We start from the raw sequence: 15,645 nt of genomic DNA on the forward strand, positions 1-15,645 counted from the left end.
AGTTGGTGAATCAAATACGCTGCTAGTTAACCTCCAGGCTATCTTTTCCGGGAAGTGTCGGGAAAGCTGCGTGTGGTTCTGTTTGATACCAAAAAATCGTACTGGCTACATCCGAACGTTGTTGCAGGTAACGTCCTTCACTTCGCCAGCCCAGATCCTGAATGGTTACTTTCAGGTCTTTTTCAAAACGAATAGGGTCTAGTAAGTGCCAGCGGTAGAGTCCGAATCGTTGCTGAGAACGATACGTCCCGTCAGGGCGGATTACCTGCGGCAAGCCCGCGTAAGGCGTAGAAAATTCTACGTATTTTCCTCCCCGGTCAAAATTATAACTGCCGCAGAAGTAATCTTCCGTTCCTGTGCCCGCAATGGTAGGATAGTCTTTGTCACCATCCATAAAGAACTTTATCTCCCCTTCTCCCCACCAGCCCGTATTATGCACACCCCAGGCCAGGTACGTTCCAACGTAATGGCCTTTTCCCTTGATGCCGTCAACAAGGGTAATAGCCTGCTTAGGATCATGACCATTGGCTCTGCGAAATTGAGCATGGAAATAAGCCGCATCTTCCGGTACTTCAGTCAAAGTATAGTCAACCTGATAATACAGCCGCATTTCGTGCTCGTCGAGGTTCTCCATTGTAATGCGACATTTTTTTCGAAATGGCATGGGCCAATAACAATTGAAAGCACTACCGGGATTTACGGTAACAGCCAACGAATTCAATGGAGCGTATTCGCCCCAACCCATTCCAAAGAAATCTCCTACGGGTACCTCAACCGAGGGCGTTTTTTCACCATCCCAATAAAATCGAAGAATGCTGTATCGCCAGTTACCCGTTGGTGTCATCCAGATGTGCTGAATTTGCCCGGAACCCGAGATTTCGGCCAGCGTAAAGGTTTGCTTTGGTTTTATTTTTATAAAAGGATTTACTTTCCAGCCCTTCCCCAAATCGCGGGCTTCCCGACGAGCATTAGACTGATTCTCCCGATAATCAGAAGTATCGGCCATACCGCCTTTGCCGCGTTCTCCCGTAAAATTTTCCGGACTGATGGAGCGGGTTTGGGCATTGGAAAGGCGGTAGATATTGGAAAGCCCTACATCAAGGCCATTCCAGGGTTTGGTTTGAGCATGCGAAGAAAGGAAGCTCAGCATCAGGCTTCCGAGTAATAAATATTTCATAGTGGTAATTAGAAAGAGGTTACGAGCGAAAGATCGGAATTCCCCCACTTTTATTAAGGTAAATTCACAAAAAGAGCCCTCTGAAAAACAGAGGGCTCACGGTTATATTCACAAAAATCTATTTTCAGAATTGATATAAGGCTCTGATTCGCAAACCAGCGGGGGCTTTTTCCTGCCGGAAAGAGCATTCTTTCAGATTTGGAGCCAGGTATGTTTCAGCCTGCACAACCAAATGATTCCATTGCTTTTCAATTCCCACACCCGCATTCACGTTATTGAAAACAGAAGCTTGCCAGGGTTTGGCAATCACTTGATCTCTAATGGGGTTATTATTCCATTTTTCGAGGTCAAACTTAAATTTCTCTTCTACTTTCAGATCAAACGTTGTTCCCGCCGAAGCATAGAATGTCCAGGATTTTTGCAAGGGGACCCGATAATTCACGGCTACGGGCATTCGAACAACCTCTGCTTCCGTAGAAATATTCTTGACCACAAAAATCGGAATGGGTGGAATATGAGGAACATATCGTCTCTTGAAATCAAATCGATTTCGTTCCATAAATACCCGCTCGTCTTTATACTGCTGACCCTGAATGACTCCTTTACTCAACCCTAATGAAAGTCCCCAGTGCTTGCCGAAATTTACCCCCGCTACTAAGGATTTTCCAACGTAATTTTTTTCAAGATCCAAACCAACTCCCGCCCGAACATTAATGCTATTCTCTTTGGGTAGACGAATTTTAGGAGCTTTCGCTACTTTTTCGGAAGTTACCGTAGAGGAAGAAGAACCCGCCGCCCAATTGTAGAACTTACGTTTGACCGGAATTTTGGCGAACACTGGCACCCCACCCGGAAAAGCTTCAAAGGATAGTTTGGGGGCTAATGTTTTAGTAGTAACGGCTGACAAAACTTCAACGGCTGATCGATTCTGAGCCTCTACCAAACTAGCGTTTAGCTCCTCCGAAGACGTTTCTCCAACTGCTCGTTTCTTCGAGTTACCTGAATGGCTACGCTTATCTTTAGGACTAGCAAAACGTTCATTACTGAACTGATTAGAGCCAGCCCTGACGCTTTTACGTTCCTGAATAAGCTCTTGATTGGTATAGCGAGGTTCAGTATCTGACTCTTTAATAACCCGTTCTTCCGTTACGTTACTTTTTACTTCCGTAGAAATAGTACCTTTCCTAATTACTGAAAGCCGATCTTCAGCAATCGCGACAGATTCATTTTTCTCAGCTTCTATGATTGGACGTTGTGATTTTTGTACGGAAGCACTTCGCTTTTCAGTTGAAGTAACAGCTTCCGTTTTTTCCAACTTGTCAATCACCAATGCTTCTTCTGCCGGATAATTTTCCACTGAAGAACCCGATGGAGTTAGTTTCTCAACGGAAGGATGAGGTAAAGTTGATTCATTCGAAGGGGTTTGAAGAGTATAAGATTCGGGTACTCGCGTTTGAGCGGCTTGCTGCTTTACTTCCTGCTGCAATTGGGCAACCGTCTGTTTTAACTCTTTATTCTGCTGATATTGAATAATGTTGGTAATAATCAAGACGGAAGCTACCAAACCGGAAGCTCCGTAGCCAACCCATTTGGCTCCGGTTTTGGCCCACCACGAGACGGGCATCTGCTGCTTGGAAAAAGCCTGGAATGCAGACCAATCCTTTTCTTCGAAAGGAGGCTCAATCCCTTCCAACTTTCGTCGGATGGCTTCATTGAAACGATCCGTTTTCATGGCAAAGACGTATTCCCCCAGTTTTTTTGTACCACATCAGGATAGGATTCCATAACCATTTGCTGAAGAATCACGCGGGCTCGGGCAAAGTGTGAGCGTACGGTTCCTTCCTTTACATTTAGCTGATCAGCAATTTCCCTTAACTGATACCCATCCACGACGTGCATGAGAAAAATAGATCGGTAAATGGGACGTAACTGCTGAACCAGTTCTAATATTTCTTCTGCGGAAATCTGATCCACAATTCCTTCGTCCAAAGCCGGTTCAGTGATGGCTTCAAAACCAATTTCACTATGAAATTTCTGATTTTTACGGAAATGACTAATCGCAGAATTAACCATTATCGTACGTAACCAAGCCTTGAAAGGTAATTGTGTATCGTAATTAGGCAGGCTTTTAAATACCTTAAAGAACCCCTCATTTAAAATCTCTTCCGCCTCTTCCACATTTGAAGAATACCTCAGACAAATACTTTTGGCATAACTGAAAAACTGCTGGAAAAGCACCCGCTGGGCCCGCTGGTCTTCCAACAAGCAGGCCTGAATGACCCCTTCGAGGTCATCATCAGAAAAGGATGATTTTTTCCGGAAAAACAAAATGATCGTGGTTAAGGTCCTTTGTTATGCCTTTACGCAGCCCTAGCCCCTGGCGTTGCAGGCCACCACAAACTTTTTTACTGCCCTTACTCAAGCTGCTACTAAACTGTGGCGATTCGTCTGCTAATATATCTGATTGACAGATGATTACTCTCTTGTCTGATTTAATTTTCATTAAAAAAATAAATCTATTTCGAGGCTTTGCAACGCAGTTCCGAAAACCTGCGTATTCGCTATCAAACACATTTTACCCCATAATAACTTATGAAAAACTATTGGATTGCTTTAGTAATACTGATCGGGACTTGCCTGATGAGTTGTAATCGTGAAGACCTAGCGACCTCTACGTCAACGGAAGAAGCGGCGGAAGTGATGACACTTTCGGCTGCCCGGGTTGCCGTTGCTGCGGACTCGGTTACCAAACAGAAATGCAAAGGAAAACTAACGGCAGTTGATATTTCGACTTTGTCTTCAGCTATTACCACGTACATTCAGCAGACTTACCCAACCGCAACGATTAAACTGGCCGCCAGCGACGAAAAAGGTAATCTGATTGTGGGTATTACAGTAGATAATAAGCCCAAAGCATTACTATTTACTGCTGCAGGAGTCTTCGTTCAGGAATTAAGTCATTACCAGAAGCAGGCGAAACTTACGGAAGTGGCTCTGGCTGATTTACCCACCAGCATTACTACTTATATCACTGCCCATTACGCCGGTGCTACGCTTGAGAAAGCAGGTAAAAATGCAGATGGCGTCTATTTCGTAGCCATTAAAAGTGGTAACTCTATCAAAGTATTACGTTTTGACGCAAGCGGAACTTTCGTGGAAGAACTCGCGAAAGAAGCTCGTCCGAAGAAACGTCATTAATAGTTACCCGGTAGAGAACCTACCGGGTTTTTCATTCACGCATAACTCCCGCTCTCATGGAATCATTACTGGAAAGCAAACCCAAGGCAACCAAAGAACAGACTCAAGACTGGAAGGAAGCCGAAAACTCAACGTTACCCCTTTCGGAGTGGCTGATTGAAATGGTAGTAATGAGTATGACTATTCTCATAGCATACGCTATTCTGTAGAGCGGTGGAGGCATCAAAAAGAAACCCCACGCTCCTAAAAGGAATGTGGGGTTAATGTAGATCATGTGACTCCACCGCCTTGGTGTCACGTTACTAAATATGTACCTTATAAGACTCAAGTCGCCACTTGTCCTTATTGTCAATTCAAAGGTAACGTGACTTTAGTGACTGCAAAGGCTTCTTCGACGGACTGTAGATTTCAGGCTTTATTTGGGTAATAACCTTGTATTTCCTGTTAGTATCCAATCGTAAAGCGTTTTTGTACAAATTGTGGTTTTTCTAATTCATCCACAATAGCTACAGCCAGGTCTTCTACTGAGATTCGGCTTTTGCCTTTTTCATCGAAAACGGGGCTTTCCAATTCCGTACGATATTTTCCTGTACGTTCGCCAGGAACGAGTTCGATGGCTGGGCTTAGAAACGTCCAGTCAATCGTTGATTCTTTTTTAATTACATTCAGAAAGTCACGGGCAGAAGTAGCTCCGGCTTTCCATTCTGCGGGAAATTGAGGCGTATCTACTAATTGCACTCCTGGAGCAGCATACAAACTTCCGGCCCCTCCCACAACGATCAGACGCGAAACGCCCGCTTCTTTCGTTCCGTCCAGGATGGCTTGTGATCCTTTGAGAAAATCCTCGTACAGGTTTGGGTTAGTCCAGCCCGCGTTGTAAGAACTCACAACGGCATCATGACCTGCTACCAGTGATTTTACTTCTTCTTTGGTCTGAACATCACCCGCTTTCACCGTTAGAAATTCGGACGTATTCGTGATTTTATCGGTATTCCGAGCGATGGCCGTTACTTCATGACCGCGGTTTAAAGCTTCGTTTAAAACGGCAGTTCCTACAAATCCAGTAGCTCCAATGAGTGCAATTTTCATTTTATTAGTTATTTTTGTTTCCTTGGTTACTTTTAATAACTCAAAAGTAAATCAATGGTTTAAGCCTTACAAGAAGGCATTTTTCGATAACTAAGGCACATGGAAGTAACTATTGTTGATACTCAGGAAAATCCGGTTCAGGAAAAAATAGAAAAAATTTTCAGTAACACCGATGGACTCGGCGTCTGCCCCATTCGTGGCATTCTTGACCGGATTGGGGATAAGTGGTCATTCCTAACGATTATCCACTTAGGCAATGCCGGAACGCTGCGTTTTAATGAGTTAAAGGCTCAGATTGGTGACGTTTCCCAACGAATGCTGACCGTTACCTTGAGAAGTCTGGAAGAAGACGGGCTGGTTCAACGGCAGGTGTATGCCGAAGTTCCGCCTCGGGTGGAATATCAGTTGACTGCTTTAGGTAGAAGTCTGCTGCAACGAATGATTGACCTCGCCGAATGGGCCAATATGTACAAGGCAGAGATTGTGAAGGCTCGGCAGAAATACTCGGAGAATTAGTCTATCAAAAAAATGCCCGAAAGTTTTAGAACTTTCGGGCAGTCAATAGGCTACCAATAACTACAACATCTTCTTCAAACTCAGCATTTCATCCCGAAGCTTGGCAGCATTCATAAAGTCGAGTTCTTTAGCGGCCTGCTCCATTTCTTTCTGCACCTGTTTGATGCGTTCGTTAATAGCATCTTTATCCATATAGGCCATCACAGGGTCGGCAGCCAGCGATATCTCCTGAGGTTCCACATAATAATTTCGAGAGGGCTTACCCATGACATCCGCAATGCTGGTTTGTTCCAGAATTACGTCTTTCGATTTACGTACCGTTCTCGGAGTTATCCCATTATCGGCGTTATACTCCATTTGTAAGGCCCGGCGACGAGCCGTTTCACTAATGGCTTTTTCCATGGATCCCGTAATGCGGTCGGCGTACATCAATACCTTACCGCGATCATTCCGGGCTGCCCGACCAATCGTCTGAATCAGTGAACGAATATCCCGCAGGAACCCTTCTTTATCAGCATCCATAATCGCAACCAGCGAAACTTCCGGTAAATCCAAGCCTTCCCGCAGGAGGTTAACCCCCACCAGTACATCAAAGATACCCAAACGTAACTCCCGCAAAATTTCGACCCGTTCGAGCGTTTTTACTTCCGAGTGAATATACCGGCACTTCACGCCTACCCGATCCAGGTACTTGGAAAGCTCTTCGGCCATTCGCTTGGTCAGAGTGGTTACCAGCACCCGCTCCTCGCGTTTAATGCGATCATGAATTTCATCCAGTAAATCATCAATCTGGTTAATGCTGGGGCGAACTTCAATTTCCGGATCTAATAGACCCGTTGGGCGAATGATTTGTTCAACAACAACCCCTTCGCTCCGGCGTAATTCATAATCAGCGGGCGTAGCAGAAACGTAGAGCGTTTGTAAGGCCATACTTTCGAATTCCTGGAAAGTCAAAGGACGGTTATCCAGAGCACTAGGTAAGCGGAACCCATAATCAACCAGAGCTTCCTTACGCGAACGGTCACCGCCCCACATCGCCCGAATCTGCGGAACGGTTACGTGACTTTCGTCAATCACCATGAGGTAATCTTCGGGGAAAAAGTCCAGCAGGCAGAAAGGTCGCTGGCCGGGTAATCGGTTATCAAAATAACGGGAATAGTTCTCAATACCCGAGCAATACCCTAACTCCCGCATCATTTCCATGTCGAATTCCGTCCGTTGCTTAATTCGGTCGGCTTCCTGCAAACGCAGTTCTTTTTCGAAAAATTTGATCTGTTCCACCAGATCATCCTGAATTTCGTGCATGGCCCGGGCCAGCGTATCGCGACCCGTTACAAACAGATTGGCCGGGAAAATGGCTACGCGGTTTTCTTCGCCAATCTTCTTACCCGATGCCGGATCAATCCGATGAATGGCTTCGATTTCATCCCCAAAAAAGATGAAACGATACCCAAACTCTGCATAGGGTAAGTGAACATCAACGGTGTCCCCTTTCACCCGGAACGTTCCCCGGGCGAAATCGGCTTCCGTTCTCGAATATAAAATCTCAACCAGGCGATACAGGAACTGGTTTCGAGAGTATAACTCTCCGACCCCCACCCGCATAATGCTCTTACGGAATTCGTCGGGGTTACCCATACCGTAGATACACGAAACCGAAGCCACCACAATCACATCCCGCCGACCAGACATCAACGCTGAAGTGGCTGAAAGTCGAAGTTTGTCGATTTCCTGATTAATGGCAAGATCTTTCTCGATGTACGTATTCGTCGTGGCGATATACGCCTCGGGCTGGTAGTAATCGTAGTAACTGATGAAGTACTCGACGGCATTATTGGGGAAGAACTGCTTGAACTCGCCGTACAATTGAGCCGCCAGCGTTTTGTTATGGCTGAGAATCAGCGTCGGACGGTTAATTTCTTTAATAACATTAGCTACCGTAAAGGTTTTACCCGAGCCGGTTACCCCCAGCAAGACCTGAGCCGGTTCATTTCGGTTAATTCCTTCAACGAGCTGCTGAATGGCTTTGGGCTGGTCGCCCGTGGGCTGATATTCAGAGGTTAATTCAAAATTCATGGCGTTCGGTTCAGCTTCTTTACACAAAAAAATCGAAAGGACAATCAGCCCTTTTCGAATGAGTGAAACTACTAAAAAATGGTCAGAAAGATACGATTCGGGCCATCCAGACAGTAACGCTTAAAAAAGCCTTTCCATTCCAACTTTTTGAAAAAACTTGGGGTCTTTCGCGTAGTTGATGTAATCCATTAGTTACCCTGCACCTATCCTTATGAAATACCTTTACTACTTCTGCTTTTTCTGTATTGTGACGGTATATTTGACTAGCTGCCAAACGGTACGTAATTACCGACTCGGAGCTGGACTTCATGCTCATGATCTGATTTATCAACCTAAACCCTTCGCTCCTAAAGACAGCGGTGTTCATTCAGCGTGGTATGTGGGTGGCGTTTATACCGTGGGCGATGGTTACAATAGAGCTACTAACGCATCAAAAAATGGCTATAAATTTGGGTTAGCACAAGTAAGCAGAGCTCATAGCTGGAGAAATGCAAGTATCTCTTACGGAACTTTTGGCTTTATTGGAACGTATGCCATTGGTCCTTATACCTTTTCAGAATACGATACCACGAGTCATACATCTAGCCCCAGCTATGGGAGATTATTCAGTCAATACGCGGGAACGTATCACTTTTACGGTTGGGGCATGAGGGGTAGTGCTCACCTAAATGCATGTATTGGCGGGGGAAAAAATGTCAATTGGCGGTACCTAGGAATTGAATGGGCTTACAGTCAGGAATATGGCTCATTGTATGATATTCGCCAGAAAATACCTAACAAGACCATTTATCACTCTCGTTACGTAGGCTTAGGCTCAAGAGAATATACGGATAACTGGATCGTTGCTTCTTCCCGAGGGTTAACAACGTTGGCTTTATCGAGTGAATTGGTTTTCAATCATTTCCCCGACAACGAAGGAGCTATGATTCTAAAAGCTACCTGGGGAAAAACCATTACGAAAGATTATACCGGCCCTCAATGGTTTAATACTTCAAATATCATGCTGGCCTTTCAGGTTGAAAGGCATTTGGCATCTTGTACAATAGGTAATAACGCCCGAAAGCCCGCTATCCAGTTCGGTTATATTTATCGACTAGGAGAATTTCGAACAAAGAAAAAGCGAGCCAGTAATTACTAGCCCGCTCTTTCTTCATTAGTAATAACTTTATACTAACTCATTTGTATTCAGATATTCAGCGATCTGAACGGCGTTCGTGGCTGCTCCTTTACGCAGGTTGTCAGCTACGATCCATAAGTTCAGGGTGTTCGGCTGAGATTCGTCCCGACGGATGCGACCCACGAAGGTTTCATCTTTGCCGTGAGCCGTTAATGGCATCGGATATACCTGATTTTTCGGATCATCCTGAACCACTACACCGGGAGCTTTTTCCAGAATAGCCCGTACTTCTTCCAGATCGAAGTCGTTTTCAAATTCGATGTTAACTGCCTCTGAGTGACCCCCAATCGTAGGAATACGTACCGTAGTAGCCGTTACCGCGATGGTTTCATCCCCCATGATTTTCTTGGTTTCATTCACCATTTTCATTTCCTCTTTCGTATAGCCGTTATCCAGGAATACGTCGATGTGAGGAAGTACGTTCAGGTCGATGGGGTGAGGATATACTTTTTTCACCGTATCATCGCCTTTACGCTCGGCAAATAACTGGTCGACCGCCGCTTTACCCGTACCTGTTACAGACTGATACGTCGAAACGACTACGCGTTTGATTTTATATTGCTGATGCAGCGGGTTCAACACCACCACCATCTGAATCGTTGAACAGTTGGGGTTTGCAATGATTTTATCTTCTTTCGTCAGCGTGTGAGCGTTGATTTCGGGTACTACGAGTTTTTTCGTAGGGTCCATCCGCCAGGCTGAAGAGTTATCAATTACAAAAATGCCTGCTTCTGCAAACTTGGGAGCCAGCTCCAGAGAAGTGCTACCGCCCGCTGAGAAAATGGCGATTGCTGGTTTAGCAGCAATGGCATCTTCAAAACTAACTACGGTATATTCCTGTCCCTTGAAGCTTACTTTTTTACCCACAGAACGCTCAGAAGACGACCGGAATGAGTTCGGTGATGGGGAAGTTACGTTCTTCCAATACTTTTAACATCTCACCACCCACGAGGCCGGTGGCTCCAACTACAGCAACTTTCATTGTTTTGTAACGAAGAAATTATAGTGAATAAATAGACTCTTGTTTTCGTAATATGCTCATATTCAACAGCAACTTTCGTACCAGTGTTGAGGTATGGACATAAAAAAATTCGTCACCGTGAAGGAGAGAAAACCGACAAAACAATTCTGGCAAACGAGGGTCGAGGCCCCGCTCACTCCGAATGTTCTATTTAATTTTCTTTGTGTTCACTGTGACGAATTGTCGAATTGGCCGCAAAGTAAGGGGTTTCTCGGCGATTGAAAAACAGTTACCCTGTTTTTTTATTTTTCTTTTGAAAAGTATTCCCAAACAAAGGCTAGCTCAGTGCATAAAATGCCAAATCTCCTGCGGAGTAATGCAGGCCGTTAAAGGCACATCATCTGAGGTAATATCCGTAATGAGTGGTACCGGCTCGAAAAATGAAACGCCAATCTTCTGAACCTCCTGCCGACAACGGGATAAAAACCGATCGTAAAAGCCCATGCCGTACCCTACCCGATTTCCAGCCAGATCGAAAGCCATTAACGGAATCAGGACTGCATCAATTTCAGCATCCGCAATTTCCGGCGAAGTTCCTGGGACGGGCTCAGGAATTCCCCATTGGTTTTCCACAATTTCGGTGGTCTCGGTTAGTAAATAATGGGTTAACCGTCGGGTATCTGGATTAGAACGTGAAACCACTATATTAATCTGTGGATAACTCTCTTGAACTCTGTGGATAACTTCATACATATCCACCTCTTTCTTCTTTCGAATGGGTAAAAAAACGTGTAAGGTGTGAATAGAGGTTACCAGCGACGAAAGAATTAAATGTTGAGCAATCGCCTGACTGTGGATAACTAGTTCCTCATCGGTTAATCCCTGCCGTTTCTGACGGAATTCTTTTCGTAGTTCTGCTTTAGTCATAACGCTGTTTTTCGGTCTCAAGCCATTCTTATCTGCGATTTCAACCTTTCTTCCCGCTTATTGACCATTACTACTGATATCATTTACCTTCTTCCAGGCTTGCACATCTGCTAATTGAATTCGAAAGTAAAGAATTCCTGTTAAAAGAACCTTCTAAATAGACATAGCCATGAAACGCTCCTTAATTGCCATCACCGCTTTATCCACCTTTGCTTCGGTAGCTTTTGGACAAGCCCCTGCGGATACGTTACCCACCTTACCTACCAAACCAGTTAAGGTATTAAGCTGGATTCCTGCTGTGACCCACGGTATGGATTTCTCTTTCGGACTCAATGCTCTGAACGTGAAAAACTCGAATGGCATCTCAGGCTATGACCTTCGTCCACTGGGAAGTCGCTTCGTATCCATCGGTTCTTCTCACCGTTTTCGCTTATACAAAGGCAACAAAGCCGCCTTCGCGTTGAAAACGGGCGTGGAAGTTAGTTGGAATAACTTCATGTTTCAGGAAAACAACGTAGTTAATGCGGCCAATGGACAGGTTACTTTCCCCGAAGCGGGTCGTCCTCTACAGAAAAGTAAATTAACTGCCGCTTACCTTAATATTCCAGTAATGCCCACAGTAGTGTTCCGCGAAGGAGTGGTTTCTCAGGTTAGTTTCGGGGGTTATGCGGGTATGAGACTGGACAGTTACACGAAAATCAAAGATCAGGATGGTAACAAAAGTCGCGATCATGGTCGCTTTTACATGAATAACATACGTTACGGCGTAGCTCTTGACATTGCCTTCCGCAAAGCGGGTTCCTTCTTTGTTCAATATGATTTAAATAATGTTTTCCAAACCAATAAAGGTCCCGAAATGAGTGCAATTAATTTTGGAATTCGTTTATAATATAGTTCCATACTTCCCTCTTAATCGGGCTTTTAAAAGCGATAAATCGTTGCTTTTAAAAGCCCGATTAACATTTAAATTAATTCGTAATATTTATATATTTACAAAGTCCATAATCAATTAAAATATTAATCTCCACAACTAACCTTGTCCATGAGAAAATTATTCCTTTTTCTATCTTTATTACTATTCGCGTTATCATCTCTTCAAGCTCAAAATCTAGATAGCTTAAAGCTTGAACATGAAAAAATTGAAAAATCTCTTCGCTATCAGACTGGTGTTATTAAGCTGGAAGAAGGCAATGCTACGCTCACGGTTCCGGCAGGCTTTCAATTTCTCGACAAGAAACAAAGCCAGTATGTCTTAACGGACTTATGGGGTAATCCAGCCGATGAATCTATTCTGGGATTACTTGTTCCTGTCAATCACGGTGTCTTAGGAGAAAAAAGCTGGGTCTTTACCATTAGCTATGATGCTATGGGTTATGTCAAAGACGATGATGCCCAGGACATCAATTACGATGATCTTTTAAAAGAACAACAGGAAGAAATTGACGAGGCTAATCCTGAAAGAATTAAGCAGGGTTATCCCCCATTCGAGTTAGTTAAATGGGCTTCTGCACCTTATTATGATAGTAATAAAAAAGTACTTCACTGGGCTAAGGACTTGAAATTTGGAGATAGTGATGAACATACGTTAAACTATAATCTTCGAATTTTAGGAAGAAAAGGAATTTTCATGCTTAATGCTGTTGCGTCTATGAGTGAGCTTCCTGAAGTAAAAGCAAATATCGATAAAGTTTTAGGCAGTATTACTTTTAATCCCGGCAGTACATACGCTGACTATCTTCCCGATGTGGATAATGTTGCGGCCTGGACCATTGGAAGTTTGGTAGCAGGTAAGATTCTGACTAAAGTAGGATTCCTAGCACTGATATTGAAGTTTTGGAAAGCCATCATCGTAGCTATTGCCGCGGGCTGGGGAGTTATAAAGAGATTCTTCTTAGGTCGTAAAAAAGAAGAACTGGTTCCAGAAATTGAAGAAGATCCGACCTCTTCAACTGAAGCTTAGTTACAACCACTTTTAAATAAAAGAGCTCGGTAGGACCGAGCTCTTTTATTTAACTAGTAAATCTATTCTTCGTTATCATTCCTTCCACTGAATCGCACAACCCACCGATTTGGTTACGTTCAACATGACGGGTTTACCCTGAATGAGGTTATTAACGGCATCTTCTACATATCTCCGGGTTACGCCAGAGGGGTCCTGTGAATTATCATCCAGAGCACCCATGTACTGAACGGTAAATTTATCGCCTTCCCGAACCAGAATATAAACCTGAGGCGTACGACTCGCTCCAAAGTTCTTTGCCACTTTCTGGGTATCATCAAACAGATACGGAAAGGGGTAACGCTTGGCATTGGCTCTTACCTTCATGTTTTCATAGGAATCTTCTTCATAAGCCGAAGGATCATTGGGATTAATGGCCAATACCGGAAAACCCTGCGATTTGTACTTGGCGTCCAGAGCAATAATGCGGTCTTCATAGGCTTTCGCGTAGGGGCAGTGATTCGTTGTGAATACCACAATGACTCCTTTGCTGGCCCTAAATTCGGACAGACCCAACATTCGGCCATCTACATTTTTCAGCACGAAATTGGCAACGGTTTCTCCAATATTATATCCCCGCTGATCAGTCGGATGATCGGCAGCCTTCAGCGTACTCCAGGCTAGCAGACCTATCCAGAGGCAGAGGCAGGTTCTATAAATTCTCGTATTCATAGTAGTCGGTAATAATTTTTGAGCTTTGTACTTCCCGGATTAGATAAGACGGCTCTGGCGGATTTATTTTTCTTTCACAAGATTATTCCTCAATCGGTTAATAACGAATACTCGTGAATATTTATTTATTACCTGCCGTAAAACTATATGATTATCAAAGACAAATATAAAAGGGCGGCTCTGGATGCAGAGCCGCCCTTTAAGGTATATCATAGCTGTAAGAAGTGCTTATTCTTCACCAGCTCCGGGACGTTGAAGTTTACTCCGACGAACGCTATAACCAAAATAGATCACCAGACCCAGGGCCATCCATACGATCAGACGAAGCCAGTTTTCCTGACCTAGTCCATAGATCATTAACAGACAGGTAACTGCACCCAAAATAGGCACTACGGGTGAGAAAGGTGTTCTGAAGGGACGAGGTACATTTGGATCCGTTTTACGCATGATTACCACGCCGAGTGATACCAGAACGAACGCGAATAATGTACCAATACTGGTCATATCACCTACCACGTCACCAGGAACGAAGGCAGCGAAAATACCTACGAAAACGAAAAACAACATATTCGAACGGTAAGGCGTGCGGAATTTAGGGTGTAACTGGCTGAATACTTTAGGTACCAGACCATCGTTTGCCATTGAATAGAACACCCGAGACTGACCTAACAACATCACCAGAATTACGGATGAGAAACCTGCCAGAATAGCCACGGTGATCAAAGTGCCTAACCACTGGTAATCGTGCATATATTTCTGAATAGCATACACCACCGATGCTTCTTTACCTGCCGTACGGAATTCCGTATAGTTAGCAATTCCCGTTAATACGTGACCAAAAAGAATATAAAGAATGGTACAAATCACGAGCGAAACGAGGATACCAATCGGCATGTCACGGCTAGGATTTTTCGCTTCCTGAGCTGCGGTTGAAACGGCATCAAAACCAATGAAAGCGAAGAATACAGTACCTGCACCGCCCACAATTCCCCAGAACCCACCAAAGTCTCGGGTTACACCTGCGGAATCAGTCACTCGCGTTGCTTCAGGAATGTAAGGCATGTGGTTGGCAGGGTTAATGTACTGCCAGCCCAGAGCAATAAAGAGAATGACGATCGCTACTTTCAGGACAACGATAACTGCATTAACGGTCGCTGATTCCTGAACGCCACGGATTAACAACAAGGTTATACAGAAGAGAATAAATACGGCCGGAATATTCATAATTCCATGCGTACCCAACTCTGAAACCTGAAAGGGTGAATGACACCACTGATAAGGGATCTCAGTCCCAAAGATCGTGGCCAGAAGCTTGTTCAGATATTCGGACCAGGCAATGGAAACCGTTGCAGCACCCAAAGCGTACTCTAATACTAAATCCCAACCAATGGTCCAGGCTACAAACTCACCCATAGTTGCATACGAATACGTATAAGCAGAACCCGCGATGGGGATCATGGAAGCAAATTCAGCGTAGCATAAACCAGCCAGGGCACAACCCACAGCGGCCAGAATGAAAGAAATCGTTACAGAAGGACCGGCACTATCAGCAGCGGCGGCAGCCGTACGTACGAAAAGACCCGCCCCGATGATCGCTCCAATCCCCAGAGCAATCAGGTTTCCAGCGGTAAGTGTTCGTTTTAATGAGCCTTCACCTGTGGCTTCCGCCTCGTTTAGTAACTGTTTCAGGGGCTTCTTTACCCAAATGTTCGCCATACAAATGTTCCGTTAGGAGTAAAATTTAAAATGTTGTCTAGGTTATCAATGAAGCGGCAAAATATTATTCTTCAAATATGCAAAAAAACAGAGCGTTACCGCAAACGTGTCTGCTTTTTTAACTGAAGCTATTCAAG

14 protein-coding genes and 1 pseudogene are annotated in these 15,645 nt (G+C 44.4%); 6 read left to right on the forward strand and 9 right to left on the reverse strand.

Going from position 1 to position 15,645, the window contains the following annotated elements:
- Positions 1-22: 22 nt before the first annotated feature.
- The 3 genes from QE357_RS00840 to QE357_RS00850 form a co-directional block, all read right to left on the reverse strand.
- Positions 23-1,177, reverse strand: a complete 1,155-nt coding sequence (locus QE357_RS00840) for a glycoside hydrolase family 172 protein (protein ID WP_309705042.1) — start codon at positions 1,175-1,177, stop codon at positions 23-25.
- 124 nt (positions 1,178-1,301) lie between these two features.
- Complete coding sequence (locus QE357_RS00845; protein ID WP_309705044.1) at positions 1,302-2,909, reverse strand: hypothetical protein; 1,608 nt, start codon at positions 2,907-2,909, stop codon at positions 1,302-1,304.
- Entirely contained in the window at positions 2,906-3,505 is a 600-nt protein-coding gene (locus QE357_RS00850) for an RNA polymerase sigma factor (RefSeq protein ID WP_307141682.1), read from the reverse strand. The genes QE357_RS00845 and QE357_RS00850 overlap by 4 nt, the downstream gene beginning before the upstream one ends.
- A 264-nt stretch (positions 3,506-3,769) precedes the next feature.
- On the opposite strand from QE357_RS00850, the gene QE357_RS00855 reads away from it, so the two are divergent.
- A complete protein-coding gene (locus QE357_RS00855) occupies positions 3,770-4,375 on the forward strand; it encodes a hypothetical protein (protein WP_309705046.1) in 606 nt (201 codons plus the stop codon).
- Positions 4,376-4,431: 56 nt separating this feature from the next.
- Positions 4,432-4,584 carry a hypothetical protein gene (locus tag QE357_RS00860; protein WP_157830286.1) on the forward strand — a complete coding sequence of 51 codons (153 nt, stop codon included), beginning with the start codon at positions 4,432-4,434 and terminating at the stop codon, positions 4,582-4,584.
- A 235-nt stretch (positions 4,585-4,819) separates the two neighbouring features.
- Here QE357_RS00860 and QE357_RS00865 read toward each other — a convergent pair whose 3' ends face one another.
- Positions 4,820-5,464 (reverse strand): NAD(P)-dependent oxidoreductase, encoded by a 645-nt coding sequence (locus tag QE357_RS00865; RefSeq protein ID WP_106636404.1) that lies wholly within the window; start codon positions 5,462-5,464, stop codon positions 4,820-4,822.
- A 99-nt stretch (positions 5,465-5,563) separates the two neighbouring features.
- Here QE357_RS00865 and QE357_RS00870 point away from each other — a divergent pair, with 99 nt between their 5' ends.
- Positions 5,564-5,980 carry a helix-turn-helix domain-containing protein gene (locus QE357_RS00870; RefSeq protein ID WP_309705048.1) on the forward strand — a complete coding sequence of 139 codons (417 nt, stop codon included), beginning with the start codon at positions 5,564-5,566 and terminating at the stop codon, positions 5,978-5,980.
- Positions 5,981-6,040: 60 nt separating this feature from the next.
- Here the strand turns inward: QE357_RS00870 and uvrB are convergent, their stop codons facing one another.
- A complete protein-coding gene (gene uvrB / locus QE357_RS00875) occupies positions 6,041-8,056 on the reverse strand; it encodes an excinuclease ABC subunit UvrB (RefSeq protein WP_307141687.1) in 2,016 nt (671 codons plus the stop codon).
- A 211-nt stretch (positions 8,057-8,267) separates the two neighbouring features.
- Here uvrB and QE357_RS00880 point away from each other — a divergent pair, with 211 nt between their 5' ends.
- Positions 8,268-9,194, forward strand: coding sequence for a hypothetical protein (locus QE357_RS00880; RefSeq protein ID WP_309705051.1), 927 nt, complete (start codon positions 8,268-8,270; stop codon positions 9,192-9,194).
- Positions 9,195-9,221: 27 nt separating this feature from the next.
- Here the strand turns inward: QE357_RS00880 and QE357_RS00885 are convergent.
- Both QE357_RS00885 and QE357_RS00890 read right to left on the reverse strand, forming a co-directional pair.
- Positions 9,222-10,215 (reverse strand): annotated as a pseudogene (locus QE357_RS00885) (aspartate-semialdehyde dehydrogenase).
- A 321-nt stretch (positions 10,216-10,536) separates the two neighbouring features.
- Positions 10,537-11,121, reverse strand: a complete 585-nt coding sequence (locus QE357_RS00890) for a 5-formyltetrahydrofolate cyclo-ligase (protein ID WP_309705053.1) — start codon at positions 11,119-11,121, stop codon at positions 10,537-10,539.
- 169 nt (positions 11,122-11,290) lie between these two features.
- On the opposite strand from QE357_RS00890, the gene QE357_RS00895 reads away from it, so the two are divergent.
- Together QE357_RS00895 and QE357_RS00900 are read left to right on the forward strand one after the other, a co-directional pair.
- Positions 11,291-12,010, forward strand: coding sequence for an outer membrane beta-barrel protein (locus QE357_RS00895; protein WP_309705055.1), 720 nt, complete (start codon positions 11,291-11,293; stop codon positions 12,008-12,010).
- A 153-nt stretch (positions 12,011-12,163) separates the two neighbouring features.
- Positions 12,164-13,081 carry a DUF2167 domain-containing protein gene (locus QE357_RS00900; RefSeq protein ID WP_309705058.1) on the forward strand — a complete coding sequence of 306 codons (918 nt, stop codon included), beginning with the start codon at positions 12,164-12,166 and terminating at the stop codon, positions 13,079-13,081.
- 75 nt (positions 13,082-13,156) lie between these two features.
- On the opposite strand, the gene QE357_RS00905 is transcribed toward QE357_RS00900, so the two are convergent.
- Together QE357_RS00905 and QE357_RS00910 are read right to left on the reverse strand one after the other, a co-directional pair.
- On the reverse strand, positions 13,157-13,792 hold the full coding sequence (locus tag QE357_RS00905) for a thioredoxin family protein (RefSeq protein WP_106636411.1): 636 nt from the start codon (positions 13,790-13,792) through the stop codon (positions 13,157-13,159).
- A 228-nt stretch (positions 13,793-14,020) separates the two neighbouring features.
- Complete coding sequence (locus QE357_RS00910) at positions 14,021-15,508, reverse strand: amino acid permease (RefSeq protein ID WP_309705061.1); 1,488 nt, start codon at positions 15,506-15,508, stop codon at positions 14,021-14,023.
- Between the last annotated feature and the right edge of the window lie 137 nt (positions 15,509-15,645).

Origin of the sequence: Siphonobacter sp. SORGH_AS_0500, from assembly GCF_031453245.1 — a bacterium.
Taxonomy (GTDB): domain Bacteria; phylum Bacteroidota; class Bacteroidia; order Cytophagales; family Spirosomataceae; genus Siphonobacter.